General features: G+C 68.0%; 19 protein-coding genes and 3 pseudogenes. 13 read left to right on the top strand and 9 right to left on the bottom strand.

The annotated features are described in order from the left end of the window. Positions 1–57: 57 nt before the first annotated feature. From MBEBAB_RS11630 to MBEBAB_RS11615, 4 genes are all read right to left on the bottom strand, one after another. A complete protein-coding gene (locus MBEBAB_RS11630; RefSeq protein WP_021698198.1) occupies positions 58–654 on the bottom strand; it encodes an NAD(P)H-dependent oxidoreductase in 597 nt (198 codons plus the stop codon). 69 nt (positions 655–723) lie between these two features. Beyond that, positions 724–1,326, bottom strand: coding sequence for a response regulator transcription factor (locus MBEBAB_RS11625; RefSeq protein ID WP_021698197.1), 603 nt, complete (start codon positions 1,324–1,326; stop codon positions 724–726). Next, a complete protein-coding gene (locus MBEBAB_RS11620) occupies positions 1,326–2,780 on the bottom strand; it encodes a PAS domain S-box protein (RefSeq protein WP_021698196.1) in 1,455 nt (484 codons plus the stop codon). Before MBEBAB_RS11620 ends, MBEBAB_RS11625 begins: the two co-directional genes overlap by 1 nt. 104 nt (positions 2,781–2,884) lie before the next feature. Further along, positions 2,885–3,520: a helix-turn-helix domain-containing protein gene (locus MBEBAB_RS11615; RefSeq protein ID WP_021698195.1), complete on the bottom strand. Its 636-nt coding sequence runs from the start codon at positions 3,518–3,520 to the stop codon at positions 2,885–2,887. A gap of 156 nt (positions 3,521–3,676) precedes the next feature. Here MBEBAB_RS11615 and MBEBAB_RS11610 point away from each other — a divergent pair, with 156 nt between their 5' ends. Genes MBEBAB_RS11610 through MBEBAB_RS11590 form a run of 6 tightly spaced genes read left to right on the top strand, consistent with a single transcriptional unit; the run spans position 3,677 to position 6,932 of the window. Next, positions 3,677–4,120, top strand: coding sequence for a host attachment protein (locus MBEBAB_RS11610; RefSeq protein WP_021698194.1), 444 nt, complete (start codon positions 3,677–3,679; stop codon positions 4,118–4,120). Positions 4,121–4,167: 47 nt separating this feature from the next. Then, on the top strand, positions 4,168–4,518 hold the full coding sequence (locus tag MBEBAB_RS11605; protein WP_052516798.1) for a c-type cytochrome: 351 nt from the start codon (positions 4,168–4,170) through the stop codon (positions 4,516–4,518). 57 nt (positions 4,519–4,575) lie between these two features. Next, complete coding sequence (locus MBEBAB_RS11600; protein WP_021698192.1) at positions 4,576–5,406, top strand: putative universal stress family protein; 831 nt, start codon at positions 4,576–4,578, stop codon at positions 5,404–5,406. Positions 5,407–5,437: 31 nt separating this feature from the next. After that, positions 5,438–6,028: a hypothetical protein gene (locus MBEBAB_RS16570; RefSeq protein ID WP_052516796.1), complete on the top strand. Its 591-nt coding sequence runs from the start codon at positions 5,438–5,440 to the stop codon at positions 6,026–6,028. Between the two features lie 2 nt (positions 6,029–6,030). Beyond that, positions 6,031–6,300: a universal stress protein gene (locus MBEBAB_RS16565; protein WP_052516795.1), complete on the top strand. Its 270-nt coding sequence runs from the start codon at positions 6,031–6,033 to the stop codon at positions 6,298–6,300. After that, a complete protein-coding gene (locus MBEBAB_RS11590; RefSeq protein WP_021698190.1) occupies positions 6,300–6,932 on the top strand; it encodes a hypothetical protein in 633 nt (210 codons plus the stop codon). Before MBEBAB_RS16565 ends, MBEBAB_RS11590 begins: the two co-directional genes overlap by 1 nt. Positions 6,933–7,015: 83 nt before the next feature. Here the strand turns inward: MBEBAB_RS11590 and MBEBAB_RS11585 are convergent, their stop codons facing one another. The 5 genes and pseudogenes from MBEBAB_RS11585 to MBEBAB_RS11565 form a co-directional block, all read right to left on the bottom strand. Further along, positions 7,016–7,672 carry an OmpW/AlkL family protein gene (locus MBEBAB_RS11585; RefSeq protein ID WP_045319264.1) on the bottom strand — a complete coding sequence of 219 codons (657 nt, stop codon included), beginning with the start codon at positions 7,670–7,672 and terminating at the stop codon, positions 7,016–7,018. Between the two features lie 118 nt (positions 7,673–7,790). Next, complete coding sequence (gene hemN, locus MBEBAB_RS11580; protein WP_021698188.1) at positions 7,791–9,185, bottom strand: oxygen-independent coproporphyrinogen III oxidase; 1,395 nt, start codon at positions 9,183–9,185, stop codon at positions 7,791–7,793. Positions 9,186–9,250: 65 nt separating this feature from the next. Next, entirely contained in the window at positions 9,251–9,397 is a 147-nt protein-coding gene (cydX, locus tag MBEBAB_RS11575) for a cytochrome bd-I oxidase subunit CydX (RefSeq protein ID WP_021698187.1), read from the bottom strand. 19 nt (positions 9,398–9,416) lie between these two features. After that, positions 9,417–10,564: pseudogene (gene cydB, locus MBEBAB_RS11570) on the bottom strand (cytochrome d ubiquinol oxidase subunit II). 26 nt (positions 10,565–10,590) lie between these two features. Continuing rightward, entirely contained in the window at positions 10,591–12,174 is a 1,584-nt protein-coding gene (locus MBEBAB_RS11565; RefSeq protein ID WP_045319263.1) for a cytochrome ubiquinol oxidase subunit I, read from the bottom strand. A gap of 151 nt (positions 12,175–12,325) precedes the next feature. Here MBEBAB_RS11565 and cydD point away from each other — a divergent pair, with 151 nt between their 5' ends. From cydD to MBEBAB_RS11530, 7 genes and pseudogenes are all read left to right on the top strand, one after another. Beyond that, positions 12,326–13,930, top strand: a complete 1,605-nt coding sequence (cydD, locus tag MBEBAB_RS11560) for a thiol reductant ABC exporter subunit CydD (protein ID WP_021698184.1) — start codon at positions 12,326–12,328, stop codon at positions 13,928–13,930. Continuing rightward, a complete protein-coding gene (locus MBEBAB_RS11555; protein WP_021698183.1) occupies positions 13,927–15,576 on the top strand; it encodes an amino acid ABC transporter ATP-binding/permease protein in 1,650 nt (549 codons plus the stop codon). The genes cydD and MBEBAB_RS11555 overlap by 4 nt, the downstream gene beginning before the upstream one ends. 208 nt (positions 15,577–15,784) lie before the next feature. Next, positions 15,785–17,419 (top strand): TldD/PmbA family protein, encoded by a 1,635-nt coding sequence (locus MBEBAB_RS11550; protein WP_021698182.1) that lies wholly within the window; start codon positions 15,785–15,787, stop codon positions 17,417–17,419. Between the two features lie 21 nt (positions 17,420–17,440). Continuing rightward, positions 17,441–18,775 (top strand): TldD/PmbA family protein, encoded by a 1,335-nt coding sequence (locus tag MBEBAB_RS11545; RefSeq protein ID WP_021698181.1) that lies wholly within the window; start codon positions 17,441–17,443, stop codon positions 18,773–18,775. Positions 18,776–18,801: 26 nt separating this feature from the next. Further along, positions 18,802–19,505 (top strand): annotated as a pseudogene (locus MBEBAB_RS11540) (DUF4159 domain-containing protein). 30 nt (positions 19,506–19,535) lie between these two features. Beyond that, positions 19,536–20,533, top strand: a pseudogene (locus tag MBEBAB_RS11535) (AAA family ATPase). A 9-nt stretch (positions 20,534–20,542) separates the two neighbouring features. After that, positions 20,543–21,245 (top strand): DUF58 domain-containing protein (locus MBEBAB_RS11530; protein ID WP_045319261.1); only part of this gene is annotated, 703 nt, incomplete at its 3' end.

Here is a 21,245-nt window from a genome sequence, read left to right as displayed (position 1 = left end):
ATCCGGATCAAGGACGGCGCGCTCTTCCTTTCCCTGATGAAGATCGTAAATGACGGATTACAAGCCGAGGCGGCCGAGGCGGCTCATCTTGTCCAGCCAGACGCGCCGTCGTCCCAGAGAGGCCCCCTCGACCATGCCGAAGACGGTAGTCTTGACCGGCCCGAAACCTACGAACTGGAAGACGTTGCGGCTGAGGCTTCTGAGGCTGTGCGCGCCGAACCAGCTGAAATAGACCCAGCCCGGCATGCCCATGGTGACGACCAGCCGCGCGGACCGCCCCTTGAGCAACCCGCCCTTGGCCGTACGCTTCGGATCAAACGCAAAATCGGGACGCAACACCTGTTCGAGGAAAGCCTTGAGGACCGCCGGCACATCGCCCAGCCACAGGGGATAGATCACCACCACATGTTCGGCCCAGAGCAGATCCTGCTGACAGATCTCCACGATTTCCGGCGCCGGGCTCTCCCAGTCCGAGCGGCTGGTGAGCAACGGAATGTCCAGGTCACCCAGGATCAGGGTGCGCAGGGTGTGACCCGCCTCACGCGCACCTTCACGATAGGCCTCGGCCAGGGCATGGCACAGGCGCTGCGGCGAAGGATCCGGATGACCTTCGATGATGAGGATGCGCCGGGGCGGCTTGCGGAGCGTGTCCATGCGCCATGATCGTCGCCCGCCTCGCGGCCGGCCTTGATTCAGATCAACGGGACAGGTGATCCGGCCGGATCAGTAGCCCGCCGCCAGAGCCAGCCGCATCAGGTCGGACAGGGTGCGGACGCCCGCCTTGGTCATGAGGCTGGCCCGGTAGACCTCGACCGTGCGCGCGCTGATCTCCAGGTCTCGCGCGATCTCCTTGTTGGACTGTCCCGACGCCACCCCGGCGAGCACATCCCGCTCCCGGGGACTGAGACGGCTCAGCCATTCGGGCGTGTCCACCGACGCGGCGCCGGCCGGCGTCGGGGCCGAAGCCGCCAGCGCTCCTTCAACGAGCCGGATGAACACCTGGTCGTGGAACGGCTTCTCAAGGAAATCCCAGGCCCCCGCCTTCATGGCCTCGACCGCCATCGACACATCCGCGTGCCCCGTGATGATGAGGACCTGATGGGGCAGGTCGAGCGTCCTGATCCGCCGCAGCAGATCGAGCCCGGACAGACCCGGCATGCGCACATCCGTCACGATGCACCCGGGCTCCAGATCCCGTCCGCGAGCCAGCAGGGAATGGGCTTCCGGATAGGTGCGGTGCGCATGACCGCGGACGTCCAGCAGGAAAGACAGCGACTCCCGCATGGCTTCGTCATCGTCCACGATGTGAACCACAGGATCGGTCATCAGACCCCCTCTCTGGCCAGGGGGACCGTGAAGGCGAACATGGTCCCTCCCACGTCGTTCTGCTCACACCAGATCGAGCCGCCGTGAGCCTCCACGATGGTGCGGCAGATCGAAAGCCCCACGCCCATGCCGTCAGACTTGGTGGTGACGAAGGGCTGGAAGAGCCGCGCCTGCACCTCCGGCGCCAGGCCCTTTCCAGTGTCGCTGACCCAGATTCGGGCGAAGCCTTCATCGTGAGCGGCCACGCCGATGATGAGGTCGCGCCGGGGTTCCCCGACCATGGCCTCAATGGCGTTGCGGATAAGGTTCAGCGCCACCTGCTGGATCTGGATCGAGTCCGCAAGCACCGGGCCTACGTTCCGGTCGAACTGATAGGAGACACGCAGATCCAGGGGGCGCGCGCCGATCAGGCCCAGGGCGCTGGCCTCCTCCATGATCTTGACCGGATCCTGAGGCGCCCGCTCCGTGTCGCCCTTGGCGACAAACTCCCTCAGGTGGCTGATCACATCCCCGGCCCTGAGCGCCTGATCCCCCGCCTTCCTGAGCGCTTCACGCACCCGCTTCAGATCGGGATCGGGCTGTTCCAGCAAGGTGGCGGAGCCCTTCATGTAGTTGTTGATGGCTGCCAGAGGCTGATTGAGTTCGTGGGCCAGCGACGACGCCATCTCACCCATGATGCTCAGGCGGGACACGTGGACAAGCTCCGCCTGAAGCTCCTGAAGCCGCCGCTCCTGCTCGCGCTTGTCGGTCAGGTCGCGCACAAAGCCGGTAAAGAAGCGATCTCCGTCGAAATTCGCCTCGCCGACCGCCAGCTCCATGGGAAAGGTGGACCCGTCGCGCCGCTGGCCCACGACGATGCGCCCGATTCCGATGATCCGGCGTTCACCGGTCGTTCGATACCGGTCCATGAAGACGTCGTGATCATCCCGGTAGGGAGACGGCATGAGCACCTTGACGTTGCGGCCCTCCACCTCGGCCGTCCGCCACCCGAACAGTCGTTCGGCCGTCGCGCTGAACGACTGGATAATGCCCTTTTCGTCGATGACGACCATGGCCTCGGGGACTGTATCCAGGATGGACTGAAGGTGGGCCTGCCGCGCGGCGGCCTGTCGGCGACGCGTGAGATTCATGTGCCCCATTTGCGCAACCACGGGCCCGATGATCAGGAACAGCAGGGCGTCAAGGATGTTGGCGCGATTGAGCCAGAGCGCGTCGCCCAGAAGCAGGACGGACATGATGAGGCACAGGCCCGTGGCCGCCAGGGCGGGGGTGCGCCCGCCGAACGTGGCCGCAAGCAGCACAACCGGCAGGTAGAGCAGGAAGAAGCTGCGGTCGGTGAATGTCTCATCCAGGCCGAAGCGCAGCATGAGCACCACGGCGACGCCCGCGACCACCGCCAGGACGCCTCGAACGAGATCATCCCTCTTGACTGCCGTCAGGTTGACTAGCCGCATGCCCATCGCCGCAAAGGAGAGGTCACGGGGACTATCACGACGGCGCCGAACGCCGCCACTTCTTTCCGGCGCGGTGGCGCCCGCCGTCGCCGTGGGACGCAACGTCAGGCGTCGGCCCAGGCCCGCAGCCGTTCAGGCCGCAGCAGGCGATAGCGGCGCGCGCCGAAGAACTCGACCATGCCCTCGGCCTGAAGCTGGGACAGCATGCGTGAGACCGTCTCGATCGTGAGGCCCAGATAGTCCGCCATGTCCTGACGGCCCATGGCCAGTTCGCCATGACCCATGCGGCGGCTCAGCGACAGCAGAAACACACCGACTCGCTCAAGGGCCGTATGGCGCCCCAGCAGCATCAGATGCTCCCGCGACCGCTCCAGCTCCTGGGTGGTGGCTTCCCAAAGAGCGGCCTGGATGCGCGTGTCGCCGGTGTGCCCCGGAAGCGCCGCGCCGGGCTTGAAGACCAGCACTTCGCAGGTGGTCAGCGCCTCGGCTGCGAACCGGTGCGTCTGACCGCACTCGAGCCCGAACATGTCGTCGCCGAAATAGAAATCGCCGATCTGGCGACGGCCATCGCTCATGATCCGGGTCGTGCGCACCGCGCCCGAGATGACCCGGTACAGCAGGTCCGCCTTCTCGTCCTGGGTGTAGATGTCCTCGCCGCGGGCGAACACCATCCGGACGCCGAGTCCTTCGAAAGGCTCCGGATGGGCGAGGGTTTGAAGGGCGGGATCCAGAAGGGTCATGGGCTTGCTCCTTGAACCCAAGCTAGGCGCGCGCCGGAGACCCTGAAATTCGGGACCGCCCCCTAAGGGATTCTACGGAGTGGCCAGCCCCGCCTTTTGATCTGCATCATGGCGGCTTGGCGTTGGCGGAGGGATGGTTCGCTCAAGGAGGCGCTCATGCAGATGTACGGCAAATGCCTGGTTGTGGTGGCGGATGGGGAAAACGCCCGCCTGTTCGAGGAGGGGCGGCGCGGGGGTCCCTTGGCGGAACGCCCTGCCTGGACCGAAGATCTCACGCCCACGGCGACCACCGCCCACGCCAAGGGCCGGGTTTTCGAGCGCTTCGGTCCCGGATCGCACACCATTGACGCCATGCGGCCCAAGGACCGGTCCGAAGCACGATTTCTCGAAAATCTGGCGGAACGCGTGGACAAGCTGGTCGTCAGCGAGGGCTTTGAAGACGTGATCCTCATCGCGCCCCCACGGGCCCTTGGCGTCTTACGTTCAGCCCTGCCGCCCGCCACGCTGAAACGACTGGGAGCCAGCGAGGCCGCCGAACGATGCGGCGAGACCCCCACTGCTCTTCGCGACGTCGTCAGGCGCCTTCGCGGACAAGCCTGAACCGCCAATCAAGGAGTGATGTCATGCGTAATCTACTCGTCGCCGCCATGGCCTGCGCGGGCGCCGCCTGCGCGCCCTCGCCCGAGATCAGCACGACCGGAGACGCGCGTCTCGACTCCACCGGAATGGAAGCCGCGGCCGCCGAGCGCGCGGAGATGATCGTACGCTCGAACTGTTCAGGCTGCCATGCCGTCGGACTGACCGGCGCCAGCCCCTTGCCGTCCGCGCCGCCTTTCCGCGAAGTCGCGGCCAGGCGTGATCTCTTTCTCCTTGAAGAGGACTTCGGGCGGGGCCTGGTGACCTCTCATCCCGACATGCCGCCGTATCGATACCGCGCCAGCGAGATCGACGATCTGATGGCTTATTTCCGCAGGCTGGAGCGTGAGGGCCGGCTGTAACGCAACGACCGTCCGGCAGGGTCCGCTCGGGCCAGAGTCCCAACGAAGGAACGTCCCATGGCCTATGCAAGTCTGATGGTTCACGTCGACCATGGTGTGGAAAGCGACACCCGCGTGACCCTGGCGCACGACATGGCGACGACGTTTGACGCCAGGCTGATCGGTGTCGCCGCCACTGCGCCGGACACCTGGGCCATCGCGCCCTACATGCACGGCGCCTTGCTGGGCGATGCGCTCGACATGTACATGGACATGGCCAGAGACAATCTCGCTCAAGCGGCCGCTGATTTCGCGACCCTCACCAAACCCCGGGCGAGCCGGTGTGAATGGCGCGGCGAAATGGGTGACCTGGTCGAGGTGATCCCCCGGCAGGCCCGCGCCGCCGACGTGATCATCCTGGGCCGTCAGCCTCATTCAAACGCCGTCTGGCGGATCGACGTCGGGGATGTGTTGTTCGCCGCCGGCCGGCCGCTGCTGCTGACGCCTCCTGACCCGGCCCCGAATCCGGTCGGCGCTCCCGTGCTCTTGGCCTGGAAAGACACGGCGGAGACCCGCCGGGCGGCCCTGGCCGCACTCCCGCTGTTGAAGCTGGCGGAACGGGTCGAGGTCCTCGAATTCTGCCGCGACGACGATCTGGAGGACGCCGGCGCCCGCACCGCCGACGTGGCCGGTTTTCTGCGTCTGCACGGGATCACCGCGGGGTCTCAAGCCAGCGCCATCGGGTCAGCCTCCGCAGGCGACGGCCTGCTTGCGGCGGCCGACGACTACGGCGCCGGGCTGATCGTCGCCGGCGCATACGGCCATGCAAGGCTGCGACAACGGGTTCTGGGCGGCGTGACGCGCACACTGCTGGAGAAAAGCCCGCTCTGTCTGCTGCTCAGCCACTGACCTGCACCCATCGCACAGCCCCGAGGATCCCATGGCGTACAAAGATATTCTTCTGCCCCTCTTCACCTACCCGACGCCCATCCCCGAATCGGCCATGCGCAACGCCGCGGCCATAGCCATGCGGTTGGGCTGCGGATCGGACGGCGGCGAACTGGCCGCCATGGTCTTCAGGGTCCAGATCCAGCCCACGCGGAACCGTCTGGCGAATTTTCTGGCCCAGACGGACGACCTGATCCGTGAAGAAAACCGTCGATGCGTCGCCGTGGCCGAAAAGACCGCCGCCGCGTGGTCGGAAATCGCCGCCGGGTGCGGCCTGAGAAACCGGACGTTCATCCGCGACGTGGACATGTTCGGCGAGGCCGAGGCGCTTTCCAGTGCGGCGCGGACCTCCGACATCTGCATGGTCTCGATCGGTCCCGAGCAGGAAATCGACAAGGCGGCGGCGGAATCGATGCTGTTTTCGTCAGGGCGACCGCTCCTGATCTTCCCCGAGGCCAATCCGCTGCGGGACAGCGGGACCTTCGAGCGCATCGTCGTGGCCTGGGACGCAAGCCGAGCTGCGGCGCGAGCCTCGGGGACGCCCTGCCCCTGCTCATCGGCGCAAGCGACGTCCGTATTCTGACCGTGGTCGGCGAAAAGGCCTCGGCCAGGTCCGGCCAGGGCGCAGAGGTGATCCGGCATCTGGCGCTGCACGGCGTGCAGGCGACGGTGGATGAGGTCGACGCCGCCGGCCGGCCCATAGGCCAGGTGCTGGAGACCTACATGAACCAGCAGGACGCAGACCTGCTGGTGATGGGCGGCTTCGGCCATTCCCGGGTGCGCGACTTCCTGCTCGGCGGCGCGACCGGCGCGCTCCTGAAGGATCCCAAATTTCCGGTCCTTCTCTCCCATTGATGACCCGCGGGCTGAGGCCGCGATGGAAGGGGCGCAGCTCTGCGGCTCTGGCCGGACTCGGGGCGGTCTATCTGATCGTCCTCGTCCTCGGCCTGGCGACGGCGCCGGAGGGCGCCCCCATCACCGATCCGTGGTTCACCCTGATGGAGGGGCTGATCCTTCTGATCGCGCCCCTGATGGTGGCGATGATGGCGGACATCCATGCGCGGGCGACGCCCGAGGCAAGGACTGGAGCGCTTCTCGCGGTCGCCTTCATGACCGTGGCGGCGGCGATTACCTCTACGGTTCATTTCTCGATTCTCGCCCTCAGCCGCACGCCGCCCTTCTCTGACGCCGCGTGGTCGGGGGTCTTCGCGTTCGAGTGGCCGTCGGTGGTTTACGCCCTGGACATCCTGGCGTGGGACGGGTTCTTCCCCCTGGCCCTGTTCTGCGCGGCCCCGGCCGTTCGCAGCAAGCTGATCCGCCGCCTGCTGCTGCTGGCGGCCGCCCTCGCCCTCATCGGGCTGCTGGGGCCCGTCCTCGGACGGATGGACATCCGCAACATCGGCATCCTCGGATACGCCGTGGTCTTTCCGCTCGCCGCAGCCCTTTACGCATTCCGCCCCCCGGCCCTGGAGCCGAGCGGCGCCTGAGGCGCGGCGCGTATCCGGCTGTGGCTGAAACAGAAGCGGCCCCGCATCGGGGGCCGCTCCATGCCTGTCGTGCTGAACCGGCGTCAGAACCGGCGCGACACGCCCAGCGAGACCACCCAGGGATCCAGGCTGACGTCGCTGGTCAGGGCGCCGCCGTTGATCTCGGCGTCCGTGTCGAACCAGATCTTCTTCACGTCCACGTTTAGGCTCCACGGGCCCTGCAGCCCGATGTCGGCCCCGGCCTGCAGCGCCAGGCCGAAGCCGTCGTCCAGGTCCACCGTAAAGCCGTTCATGTCTTCGCCTTCAAAGAAGACCATGTAGTTCACGCCCGCACCCACATAGGGGCTGAACCGTCCCTCGGTCAGCGGGCGGTACTGCAGGGTCACCACGGGCGGCAGCACCCAGGTCTCGTGCACCGCCACATCCGTGCCCGGTCCCTGGGCGCGGATTTCATGCTTGGTGGCGCCCAGAATGGCCTCGACGGCGAAGTGGTCGGTCAGGAAATAGGTGAACCCCAGCGTCGGCATGGTGCTGTCGCCCACATCGACGTTCAGGCCGGTGCCCACGCCGGCCGAGGTCAGGATCGCGTCGTCGGCGCCCGACGACACATTACTGACCCGCGCCGAGATCAGCCACTCGCCGGCGCGGGGCGCGCGCCAGGCGTCGTCGCTCTGGGCCAGGGCGGGGGCGGCGCAGGTGGCCGCGGCCAGGGCGGTGAGGATAAAGGTCTTCGCTTTCATGATGTCATCCCCGACGCCCGGTCGCCTCATGCGGCCTCTGTGGCGTCTTGTGCAGAGGATGAACCGGGGCCGAAGCCCGCGCCTTGATTTAGCGCAAGTCCTTGCTGGAAAAGACGTTTCAGATCACGCGCGCATGACGGTCAGCGGGCACGGTATGGGCGTCGAACACCGCACAGACGGCGCGCACGAACGGACGTCCCAGCGGGGTCACCGTCACCCGCGTCCCCTCGATCCTTATCAGGCCGTCCGCTGCGAACGGCTCCAGACGGCTCCAGACATCGCCCAGGCTGTCCGGATCGAAACCGTGAAGCCGGGTGCAGGCGTCCACATCCACCGCGAAGTCGCACATCAGCCGTTCGATGAGCGCGCCGATCAGGACGTCCTGATCGGTCAGGCCGACGCCGCGCGCCACCGGAAGCTGTCCCTTCTGGACCGCCTGGCGCCACTCGCGCTCCTGGACGAGGTTCTGCGAGAAGCCCTGCGGCGTCCGGCTGATCGCCGAGGCGCCCAGACCGATCAGCGTCGGGGCCGTGTCGGTCGTATAGCCCTGGAAATTGCGGCGCAGCCGTCCCGCCCTCTGCGCCGCGGCCATGGAGTCGTGCGGCAGGGCGAAATGGTCCAGCCCGATGGCCGTCCATCCCTTGGCCTGGAGGTATCGTGTCGCCACCTGACTCTGAAGAAAACGGGCCCCGGAGTCCGGCAGGTCCTCGGTGCGGATCAGCTTCTGGTGGGGCTTCATCCAGGGCACATGGGCATAGCCGAACAGGGCGATGCGGTCGGGCTTCAGATCGGTGATCTGGCCCAGGGTCGTCACCACATTGATCTCGGTCTGCAGCGGCAGGCCGTACATCAGGTCCAGGTTCAGCGAGGTCACCCCTTGCGCCCGCAGCCCTTCGACGGCGTGGCGGATGGACTCGAAGGACTCCGGCCGGTTGACCGCCGCCTGCACCCTTGGCGACAGATCCTGAACGCCCAGGCTGGCGCGGCTCAGGCCGATCCGGCCGGCCGCCCGCATCCAGTCGTCGGTGAGAACCTCGGGGTCCAGCTCGGCGGCGATGTCGTAGCAGTCGGACAGGTCGAACCGGCCGGCCAAGCCCGCCATCAGCCGTTCCAGCTCCTCGGGCGGCAGCATATTGGGCGTGCCCCCGCCCAGATGGATCGACCCCACCCGGACACCCCGCCCCACATGGGCCAGCACCAGATCGGCCTCGGCCAGCAGCAGATCCACATAGCTGCTCATCACCGCCACGCGGTTCATCGCCCGCGTGTTGCACCCGCAGTACCAGCACAGGCGCTTGCAGAACGGGATGTGCAGATACAGCGAGATCGGGGTCTCGACCGGCGCCGTCGACAGCCACTGGCCCCATCGCGTCCCGTCCACCTCCGCGGTGAACTGGGCGGCGGTGGGATACGATGTGTAGCGCGGCGCATGGGCGTCATAGCGCGCAATCAGGTCGCGCACGATCTCCGGAGACGGGGCTGCGGAAGTGACGGACAGGCTGTGGCTGAGCATGGAAGGCGCTCTTCAAAAGAAAAGGTCGCGGCGCTCCGCAGGTGAAGCGCCGCGACAGTGGAGGGTCAGTGACCGACTTCGGCGTCGTCGGGGTCCGGCGCCGAAAGCCCGGCGTCTCCTTCGTCGAACAGGCGGAATTCGTGCCACAGGCCGTTCAGGATGCCGAAGGCGACTGCGAGGCCCAGGCCCAGAATCCAGGCGAAATACCACATGGGATGAGAGCTCCTCGGCTCAGTAGAGGTCAGGGTTGGTCTTCAACTCGGCGGTGGAGGTGCGGCCCCACAGCACCCGGTAGACCCAGGCCGTGTAGATCAGGATCAGCGGCAGGAAGATGATCGTGCACACCAGCATGATGAACAGGGTCAGGTGGCTGGAGGACGCGTTCCACACAGTCAGGCTGGAGGCCGGATCGATGGAGCTGGGCAGGATGAACGGGAACATCGACAGACCGACCGTGGAGATAATGCCCACCGTCGAGACCGAGGACCCGCCGAACGCCAGCACAGCGGATCGCCGCCATATGCCGGCCAGGGCCGCCAGGCGCCGAGGAAGCCCAGAACCGGCGCCGCCATCATCCAGGAATAGGTCTGGTAGTTGGTCAGCCAGGCGCCCGGGACCGCTTCGGTCAGGGCGCGCAGCGGGTTGGATGGGCCTTGGACGTCCAGCACGCCGGTCACCGCATAGCCGACGCCGCCGTACGCCACATAGAAGCCGCCGGCCGCGAAAAGGATCAGCGACAGGATGGCGGCGATGCTGCCGTACGTTCTGGCCCGGTCCAGCACCGGTCCCCGCTCGGCCTTGATGCTCAGCCAGGCCGCGCCGTGCACCACCAGCATGGCGACGGAAAGGAGACCCGCCAGCAGGCTGAAGGGGGTGAACAGGCCCAGCAGGGTCCCGTCATAGAAGATGCGCAGTTCGCTTGTCAGGCGGAACGGCGCGCCCAGCAGGACATTGCCCACCGCCACGCCGAACACCAGGGCCGGCACGAAGCCGCTGATGAACAGGCTCCAGTCCCAGAACGCCCGCCACCGGGGCGAGGTCCGCTTGGACCGGTACTTGAACGCCACCGGTCGCAGGATCAGGGCGGACAACACCAGGAACATGGCCAGGTAGAAGCCCGAGAAGCTGACCGCATAGACGAGCGGCCAGGCGGCGAAGATGGCGCCGCCCCCCAGGATGAACCACACCTGGTTGCCCTCCCAGGTCGCGCCCACGGTGTTGATCACCATGCGGCGCTCTTCATCGGTCCGGGCGACGAAGGGCAGCAGCGCCCCCACGCCCAGGTCGAACCCGTCGGTGAGGGCGAAGGCGATCAGCAGCACCCCCAGCAAGCCCCACCACAAGACGCGTAGCGTCGCAAAATCGATCGGCAGATCCATGATCGGATATCCTTTGAAAGACGAGGTCAGGCCACGGTCGGCGCGGGTTCCCGCGCGGCTTCGGCGGGCTGCGGGTCAGGGTCCCCGAACAGGCTGTGTTCGTGGAAAGGCCCCTTCTTGATGGTGTGCAGGATCAGTCCCACCTCCACGACGGCCAGGGCGCCGTAGAACAGGGTGAAGCCGATGATCGTGGTCCACAGCTGCGGAACGCTCAGGCTGGACGCGCCCAGGAAAGTGGGCAGAACCCCCTCGACCGCCCAGGGCTGGCGACCCACTTCCGCGACGATCCACCCCAGTTCGGCGGCGATCCACGGCAGGGGCATGGCCAGCAGGGCCACCCACAGGAACCATCGTGTCTCATGCTTGCGCAGGGTGCACAGGATGAAGGCGGTGGCGAACAGGGCGATCATCAGGAAGCCGATCCCCGCCATGATCCGGAACGTCCAGAACATCAGAGGCACGTTGGGCACGGTGTCCCAGGCGGTGATCATGATCTGCTCCGGCGTGGCGTCACGGGGATCCTCCACATAGCGCCGCAGCATCAGGCCGTAGCCCAGGTCGTTGCGGTGCACCTCGAAGTCCGCACGGGCCTGCACGTCGGTGGTGTCGGCCTTGATCCGCTCAAGGGCGTCATAGGCCAGCACCCCCCGCTCGATGCGGTCCTCGGAAATGGCGACCAGCTCGAAGATGCCGTCGACGGTGCCGTCCAGACTGCGGGTGGCGATAAGCCCCAGAGCCCACGGGATCTGGATCTCGTAGCGGGTCTCGCGGGCAGCCATGTCGGGCAGACCGACGATGCTCAGCCCGGCCGGGGCCTCGTGGGTGTGCCACATGCCCTCGATGGCCGCGAGTTTCATCTTCTGGTTGTCGGTCAGGGCGTAGCCGCTCTCATCGCCCAGCACCACCACCGACAGGGACGCCGCCAGACCGAAGGCCGCGGCCACGGTCATGGACCGCTTGGCGAAGCCCACGTGGCGCCGGCGCAGCAGGTAGAAGGCCGACACGGCCAGCACGAACGCCGCCGCGATCACATAGCCGGCGGAGACCGTGTGGACGAACTTGGCCTGGGCCACCGGATTGAACAGCACGGCCATGAAGTCCGTCACTTCCATCCGCATGGTGTCCGGGTTGAAGGTCGAACCCACCGGGTTCTGCATCCAGCCGTTGGCGATCAGGATCCACAGGGCGGACAAGTTGGTGCCCAGCGCCACCAGGAAGGTGACGAACAGGTGCGTCACCGGCTTCAGCTTGTCCCAGCCGAAGAACATCAGGCCCACGAAGGTGGCTTCGAGGAAGAAGGCCATGAGCCCCTCGATCGCCAGCGGCGCCCCGAAGATGTCCCCGACATAGTGGCTGTAATAGCTCCAGTTCATGCCGAACTGGAACTCCATGGTGATCCCGGTGGCGACGCCGAGCGCGAAGTTGATGCCGAACAGAACGCCCCAGAACCGGGTGATCGTCCGCCAGATCGGCCGGCGGGTCATCACATAGATCGACTCCATGATGACCAGCATGAATGAGAGCCCCAGAGTCAGGGGCACAAAGAGGAAGTGGTAGAGGGCTGTCAGTGCAAACTGCAGCCTGGAGAGGTCGACGACCGCAAGGTCGATCATGGCTGAAGACTCCTGGAATCGGCCCCGACGACCGATGTCTCTCGGCCCTTAGCCGGGTCCGGCCTCCCTCGACTTTGATCCTGATCAAAGTGCGCGCGCGCGGCAGCCTCTAGAGCCGTTTGGTGAGCTTCCGGGACGACATCTGATCATGACCATGACCGCAGAGCGCGACATCGCGCCCGCCGCCTGGCTGAAGGCCACGGCGCGACCCTGGAAGCGAAAGGTCGCGGTCACGACGCTGCTGACCGTCGCCGACGTGGCGCCGGCCATCGGCTTCGCGGGCGGTCTGGCCATGACCGTCGCCCGCTTCAGCGACGGCCTGTCGGCGGCGACGCCCTGGCTCGCCCTGGCGGTGGTCAGCCTGATCGCGCGCGGCTTCGTCAGCCAGGCCATGCTGGCCATGGGCGCGACGATGGCCAGGGACGTGAAGGCCGATGTGCGCGCCCGGCTGCTGGCCGATCTCTTCCAGCGGGGCCGGCGTTCGGCCGACCGCCTGGCCGCGCCGGTCGAGGGGGTGGCGGCGCTGGACGGCTACTACGCTCGCTTCCTGCCGCTGCGCATCGCCGCAGGGGTCTCGCCGCTGATCATCATCGCGGCGGCCGCCATGGCCAGCCCGGTCACTGCGGGCCTTCTGGTTTTCACCCTGTTTCCCTTAATTGTCGGCATGGCCCTGGCCGGATCCGCGGCCGCCGCTGAAAGCCGCCGTCAGTTCTCGGCGCTGGAGCGGCTGTCCGGCCTGTTCATCGACCGCATCCGCGCCCTGCCTGCCGTGCTGGCGTTCGGCGCCGAGGCGCGCGTCACCCAGGAGATCGCCGACGCCTCCCGCGAGCTGGAGACCCGCTCGGCCCGGGTCATGCGGGTGGCCTTCCTGTCCTCGGCGGTGCTGGAGTTCTTCTCCGCCCTGTCGGTGGCGCTGGTGGCGGTCTATTGCGGCTTCAACCTGCTGGGCCTGCTCCCGTTTCCCGTTCCGGAAGCCCTGACCCTGGCGCAGGCCTTCTTCGTCCTCGCCCTGGCCCCGGAGGTCTATCATCCGCTGCGCCGGCTCGCTGCGGCCTATCATGACCGGCAGGCCGCCGAGGCCGCGGTTCCTTCGCTGGTGGTCGAGGCGGCGGTGCCGGAGCGTCAGGTCGACCTGCCGATGACCGCACCCGCCGTCCGGTTCAAGGAGGTGCGCATCGCCTACGGTCCCGGCGCGCCGGTGATCGACCGTTTCACCCTGGATGTGCGCCCCGGCCAGATCGTGGCCCTGACCGGCGCCAGCGGGGTGGGCAAGTCCAGCCTTCTGCATCTGCTGCTCGGCCTCGCACCGCTCACCGGCGGCCAGGTGGAGGTCGGCGGCGCGCCCCTCGGCGAGGCGGGCCATTTCGCCGGCCAGATCGCCTGGGCTGGCCAGAACCCCGTCATCATTCCCGGAACCCTGGCGGACAACATCCGGGTCGCCGACCAGAGCGCCTCCCTCGAACAGGTTTCGACCGCCGCCCGCGCGGCGGGACTCGACCTGTCGCTGGACCGTGTTCTGGACGAGCGTGGCGGCGGTCTGTCGGGCGGCGAACGCCGCAGGCTCGGCATGGCCCGCGCCATGCTCAAGCGCGCACCCCTCATGCTGCTGGATGAACCCACGGCCAATCTGGATTCTGCGAGCGAGACCGCAATGCTGGATGTGATCCGCAAGGCCGCCAGGGGCCGCACCACCCTGATCGCCACCCACTCCACGGCCGTTGCGGCCATGGCCGACCGCGTGGTGCGGCTGTGAGCCGGGCCGTCGAGGGCGCGCGCATCCGCGCCATGATCGCCGGGCAGCGCCGCCTTGAGCGCGGCCGGCTCAGGCTGGCGGCCGCCGGCGGGGCGGCGGTCTCGGTGGCGGCGGTCTGTCTGCTGGGCCTGTCCGGCTGGTTCATCACCGGCGCGGCCCTGGCCGGCGTGGCCGGCATGCTGGCCGCCCAGACCTTCAACTATCTGATGCCCAGCGCGATCATCCGCCTGCTGGCCATCATCCGCACCGGCGCGCGCTATGTGGAGCGGGTGGCGGGTCACGAAGCCGCCCTGCGGGCGCTGGCTCGACTGCGGCCCCAACTGTTCAGCGCCCTGGCCGCCGCCCCGCCGGAACGGGCGCTCGGCCTGTCCTCCGGCGAGGCGTCCGCGCGCCTGATCCAGGACGTGGATGCGGTCCAGACCCTTTTCGTGCGTCTATCCACCCCGTGGGCGCTGGGCGCCGGGGCCATGTCCGCGATCATCCTGACCAGCATGGCGACGCCCACGGCGGGGCTGCTGCTGGCCCTGACCCTCGGTGTCGGCGCCTTCGGATCGGTGATTCTGGCGCGGCGGCTTGCGGATCCTGCCGGGCGCGAGCTGCAGGTGGCGGTCGGCGCGCTCAAGGACCACATCGGCGCCCTCGAGGCCGCCGCGCCCGAGATGAAGGCCTACGGGCTGCAGGACTGGGCCGCCGACAGCGTCGCCTCAGTGGCCGCCCGCCACGACGCCATCCAGACGCGCCTGACCCTGGCGGCGGGATGGATCGCCCTGTGGCAGTCCGGCGTGACCGCCCTGGCGGTCGTACTGGTGGTGCCGGCCACCGTCGGCGCCTCCCTGCCCATGACCGCCCTGGCGGCGCTGGCGGCGGTGATGGGCGTGGAGGCCGCGTCCGGGCTCGCCGGGGCGCTGCATCAGAACGGCGCCGCGGCCCAGGCCATGGCCCGCCTGGACGAGCTGACAACCGAGCCATCCGTCGACCTGCAGGCTGCGGTCCCGTCCCACGGTCTGAGACTGGCGGCCCGCAACATCGATCTGGCGCCGGGCATGCGGCTGGCGTTCACGGGGCCCTCGGGCGCGGGCAAGACCAGCCTGATCGAGCGGCTCGCCGGTCTCCGTCCCGCCCGGCCCGGCGAGTGGTTCCTGGGGGAAACGGACGCCGCGCACATTCGTCCGGAAGGGCGCCGCGCTCTGTTCGCCTACGCCGCCCAGGACGTGCGCCTCATCGACGGCACGGTGCGTCAGAACCTGCTGCTGGCCGGTCCGGCCGATGACGCGGCCCTGTGGCGCGCGCTGGAGGATGCCGCGCTGGCGGACCGCATCCAGACCGACCCGCGCGGCCTCGACGCCCCGGTGGGCGCCGGGGGCGAGTTCCTTTCCGGCGGCGAACGCCGCAGGCTGGGTCTGGCCCGCGCCTATCTCCGGGATGCGCCCTGGCTGCTGCTGGACGAACCGACCGAAGGCCTCGACGCCGCGACCCAGGGGCGCGTGCTCGAAGCGCTGGAGCAACGCCTCGCCCGCACCGGCCAGGGCCTCCTCCTCGTCAGCCACCACCCTGCCCCGCTCAGCCTCTGTCCGGTCACGGTCGAGGTTGGTAAACTGCACGGTCCGCTCCAGACGTCCGACCAAAGCGCCCTGCTGACAGCCTGACGTCACGCTTTCGCGATCGTGAGTTTCGGCTGAGAGGGTCTTTCGGGCGCCATCACAAAATTCTCATGCCCTTTCACGTCGCGGGATTTGACCCCGCCGCCACGGGGGACAAGAGTGCGCCCCCTCGCGACCGGCTCGACTCGAGCGCGGTTCGATCAGTCAGTCGTTCGCCGCCATGGACGCGGCGAACATCGGGGGAGATTGAGACTTGGATAGACGTCAGTTCCTCGCCGCGTGCGGCATCGGAGCGGGGGGCACGCTGCTGCCCGGTTTCGCTGGAAGGGCCATCGCCGCCCAGCAGTTGGTCGAAACCATCGACCTCGCGGTCAAGAAGCGCCTGGCCGACGCCGGTCTGAGCGCGGCGTCAGGGGCGGGCGCCAGCTACTGCGACGTGCGCGTGGGCCGCTACCTGCGCCAGTTCGTGATCACCCGCGAAGCCAACGTCCAGAACATCGTCAACACCGAGTCCACCGGTGTGGGCGTACGGGTGATCGCCGACGGAGCCTGGGGCTTCTCGGCCACCAACGCCATGACGCCGGAAGCCGTGGCCGAGGCCGCCCGCCTGGCCACCGCCATCGCCCGCGCCAACGCCCGCAACCAGACCCAGCCGGTGCAGTTGGCGCCCACGCCGGGCGTGGGCGAGGTCAGCTGGCGCACCCCGATCCAGCGCAACGCCATGGAAGTGCCGATCCAGGAGAAGGTCGACCTGCTGCTGGCGGTGAACAACGCGGCCATGCAGGCGGGCGCCAATTTCGTCAATTCGCAGCTGTTCCTGGTCAACGAGCAGAAATATTTCGCCAGCACCGACGGGTCCTACATCGATCAGGACGTACACCGCATCTGGGCGCCCTTCTCGGTGACCGCCATCGATCAGACCACCGGCAAGTTCCGGTCCCGCGACGGCCTGTCGGCGCCGATGGGCCTCGGCTACGAATATCTGGATGGCCGCGCCGAGGAGAAGATGGTGTCGCCCAACGGGGTGGTCAGCTATCGCAACTCCTACGACATGGTCGAGGACGCCATCGCCGCCGCCCACCAGGCCCGCGAGAAACTGACGGCCAAGTCGGTGGAGCCGGGTCAGTATGACCTCGTGCTGGACCCGAACCATCTGGGCCTGACCATCCACGAGTCCATCGGCCACCCGCTCGAGCTGGACCGGGTGCTGGGCTACGAGGCCAACTATGCGGGCACCAGCTTCGCCACCCTGGACAAGCGCGAAGAGCGCTTCCAGTACGGCAGCGAGATCGTCAACGTCTTCGCCGACAAGACCGAGGCGGGCAGCCTCGGCGCCGTGGGCTATGACGACGAGGGCGTGGCGACCAAGAGCTGGCCGCTGATCCAGAACGGCCGCCTGGTGGATTATCAGGCCACCCGCGATCAGGCCCACATCCTTGGCAAGACCGAGTCCGACGGCTGCTCCTACGCCGACTCCTGGTCCACGGTGCAGTTCCAGCGCATGCCCAACGTCTCGCTGCGCCCGGGCACGACGCCCATGACCGCCGCCGACATGATCGCCAATGTTGAGAACGGCATCTACATCCTGGGCCGCGGCTCGTTCTCCATCGACCAGCAGCGCTACAACGCCCAGTTCGGCGGCACCCTGTTCTTCGAGATCAAGGACGGCCGGATCACCCAGCCGCTGGAGGACGTGGCCTATCAGATCCGCACCCCCGAATTCTGGAACGCTTGTTCGGCCATCTGCGACGAGACCGACTATCGCCTGTTCGGCTCGTTCTTCGACGGCAAGGGACAGCCCAGCCAGGTCTCGGCCGTCAGCCACGGGTCGCCGACGACCCGCTTCGACGGCATCAACGTCATCAACACCGCGCGTTCGCTCGGCTGATCGGATCGGGGAAAGAATACAATGAGCATCATGACCGAATCCGAAGCCCGGACGATCCTGGAGAAGGTGGTCGCCCTGTCGACCGCCGACGAGTGCGTCGCCCAGTTGACCGGCTCCGTCGACGGCAACATCCGCTTCGCCCTGAACAACGTCTCCACCAGCGGCGTGGTGACCAACACCGAGCTGTCGGTGCAGGTGGCCTTCGGCCGCCGCGTGGGAACCACCACCATCAACGAGTTCTCCGACGCCGCGCTTGAACGCGCGGTCCGGCGGGCCGAGGATCTGGCCCGGCTGGCGCCCGAAAACCCCGAGTTCATGCCGGCGGTGGGCCCCCAGACCTATCGCCCCACCGCGACCTGGAGCGACGCCACCGCCGCCGTCACGCCCGAACAGCGGGCCGAGGTGGCGCGGGCCTCCATCGCGCCCTGCCGCGCCGAAAACCTGATCGCCGCCGGCTTCCTGGACGACAGCGCCAGCTTCGTGGCCTTCGCCAACAGCAACGGAGCCTTCGGCTATCAGCGCGCCACCGGCATGGACTACACCTGCACCGTGCGCACCGAGGACGGCACGGGCTCGGGCTGGGTCGGCCGCAACCTGAAGGACATCAGCGGCTTCGATCCGGCCGCCGACATCCAGGTGGCCATGCGCAAGGCCGCGGCGTCCGCCGAGGCGCGCGCCCTTGAGCCGGGCAAGTACACCGTCATCCTGGAGCCCGCCGCAGCGTCCGGGCTGATCACCTTCATGACGCGCTACTTCGATGCGCGTCAGGCCGATGAGGGTCGCAGCTTCCTGTCAAAGGCAGGCGGCGGCAACAAGCTGGGCGAACAGGTCTTCGACCCGCGTGTGAACTTCATCAACGACCCCTGGCACGAGGGCGCCGAGACCCTCCCCTGGGACGGCGACGGCCTGCCGCGCGAGCGTCGGGCGCTGGTCGAGGACGGCCGCATCGCGAACCTCAACTATTCGCGCTACTGGGCCGACCGGCAGGGCCAGCCCGTCGTGGGCCAGCCGGGCAACCTGATCATGCTGGGCGGAACCAAGTCCACCACCGATCTGGTGCGCGAAACCGAGCGCGGCATCCTGGTGACCCGCACCTGGTACATCCGCATGGTGGACCCGCAAACGGTGCTGCTGACCGGCCTGACCCGTGACGGGACCTTCTACATCGAGAACGGCGAGCTCCGTTACCCGGTGAAGAACTTCCGCTTCAACGAGTCGCCGGTGATCATGCTCAACAACATCGACGACCTGGGTCGGCCGGTGCGGGTGGCGGGGAACAACTCGTCCTTCACCGTGATGATCCCGCCGATGCGCATCCGCGACTTCACCTTCACGTCCCTGTCGGACGCGGTCTGACCGGTGCGCGCGTGTCTCAGGCTTCGATGACGCGCGCGGACTGCCTTCGACTGCTGACCGGCGGCGCGGCCGGGGCCCTTCTGGGCGCCCTGCCCCGCGCCGCCGCGCCCGGCCGGTCTATGATTTCTGGTTCACCCGGCTGCGCTATGACTCCGGCAATTGGGACGTGGACCGGCGCATGCCGTCCAACATCCTGACCTCGCTGGTGGACTACACCAACCTGCGCGTCGATCCGGAAGAGCGCGTGATCAGCCTGGCCGACCCGGCCATGCTGACCGCCCCGTTCTGCTATCTGTCGGGCCACACCCTGGTGGAGTTCAACCAGGCCGAATCCGCCAATTTCGAACGCTATGTGCGCAACGGCGGCTTCGTCTTCGTGGACGACTGCAACCATGACATCGACGGCCTGTTCGCCCGGTCCTTCGAGCGGCAGATGGCCCGCATGTTCGGGGACGACGCGCTGGTGACCCTGCCCAACGATCACCCGATCTACTCGAGCTTCTTCACCTTCGACGGCCCCCCCACGACCAGTTTCGAGCTGAACGGCTGGGGCGACGATCTGGTGCACGACTACCTCAAGGGCATCGTCATCAATGGCCGGGTCGCGGTCCTTTACAGCAACAAGGATTACGGCTGTGAGTGGGACTACGACTGGCGCAACAAGCGCTTCCTCGCCGAGGACAACACCAGATTCGCGGTCAACATCATCATCTACGCCCTGACCGCCTGATTTCATTCGATTTTCCTCCCCGGAGTTCCGATGAGTACGCCAACCGAGTCCGACGTCGCCGCAAGGCTGGAGCAATTGAACCGGCTTCGCGAGGCGATCGGCCAGGCCGTGGTCGGCCAGGACGAGGTGGTCGAGCAACTCCTGATCGGCCTGCTGGCCGGCGGCCACTGCCTGATCGAGGGCGTGCCCGGCCTGGGCAAGACCCTGCTGGTCCGCACCCTGGGCCAGGCGCTCTCGCTGGAATTCCGGCGCGTGCAGTTCACCCCGGACCTGATGCCCAGCGACATCCTCGGCACCGAGGTGCTGGAGGAGGATCACGGCACCGGCCACCGCCATTTCCGCTTCCAGCCCGGGCCGGTGTTCACCAATCTGCTGCTGGCCGATGAACTGAACCGCACCCCGCCCAAGACCCAGGCGGCCCTGCTGGAGGCCATGCAGGAGCAGACTGTCAGCTACGCCGGGGTGACCCACGCCCTGCCCGAGCCGTTCTTCGTGCTGGCGACCCAGAACCCGCTGGAGCAGGCGGGCACTATCCCCTGCCCGAGGCCCAGCTGGACCGCTTCCTGCTCAACATCCGGGTGAACTATCCCACCGAGGCCGAGGAGCGGACGATCCTGGTGCAGACCACGGGCCGGGCCTCGACCGCTGTCCAGCCGGTGATGCACGGCAAGGACATCCTGACGCTTCAGGCCTGGTGCCGGGACGTCCACGTCAGCGACGGTCTGCTGAACTGGATCACCGCCCTGGTGCGCGCCAGCCGCCCGGGGCCGGAGGCGCCCCGGGTGGTGCGCGACTATGTGGCCTGGGGCGCCGGGCCCCGCGCGGGACAGGCGCTGGTTCTGGCGGCCAAGGCCCGGGCCATGCTGCACGGGCGGTTGGCGGCCACCCGCGAGGACGTGGCGGCCCTGGCGGCGCCGGTGATGCGTCACCGCATCCTGCTGTCCTTCGCCGCCGAGGCCGAGCGCAAGAGCCCCGATGACGTCATCGCCGGGCTGCTGGCCGCCCTGCCCGCGCCGGCCGGAGACTAGGGTCCCGTCGTGTCCCCCCTCGCCCTGCCCCCTGACATGCGCAGCCGACTGCGGCGCCTGTCGCTGGTTCCGCGGCGCGCCACCACCCTGACCGGGGCCGGCGCCCACGCCAGCCGCAATCGCGGCGGCGGGCTCGAGTTCGCGCAGTACAGGGCCTACGAACGGGGCGACGACCTGCGGCAGGTGGACTGGAAGCTGTACGCCCGGTCGGACCGCTTCTTCGTCCGCGACGCCGAGCGGGAAAGCCCGCTGGCCCTGTGGATCGTCATCGACGCCAGCGCCTCCATGGCCCAGACCGATGTGGCCCGCCCGGACTGGTCGCGCTTCGACGCCGCGCGCCGCATCGCCGCGGGCCTGATGGAGATCGCCCTGCGCCAGGGCGACCGCTTCGGCGTGGTGGTGGAGGCCGGGGATGGCCCCCTCATCATCGAGCCGGGCGCCGGGCCCCGCCATCGGGATCAGGTCCTGCTGGCGCTCGGCAGGCTCCATGCGGGCGGCGTCGGATCCTGGGCACGCGACATGGCCGCGTTCGGCGGCAAGATGGGCCGCAGCGACCTGATCGTCCTGCTCACCGACGGCTTCGACGAGGGCTGTATTGACGCGGCCGAGCAGCTGGCCCGATCCGGACGCGACCTGTGCCTGATCCAGATCCTGACCGCCGACGAACGCGACTTCCCCTTCGACCACGGCCACCGCTTCCGCGACGTGGAGG

Source organism: Brevundimonas abyssalis TAR-001, from assembly GCF_000466985.1.
In the GTDB taxonomy this organism is placed as follows: Bacteria; Pseudomonadota; Alphaproteobacteria; order Caulobacterales; family Caulobacteraceae; genus Brevundimonas; species Brevundimonas abyssalis.
This window is presented reverse-complemented; position numbering and strand designations above follow the sequence as displayed.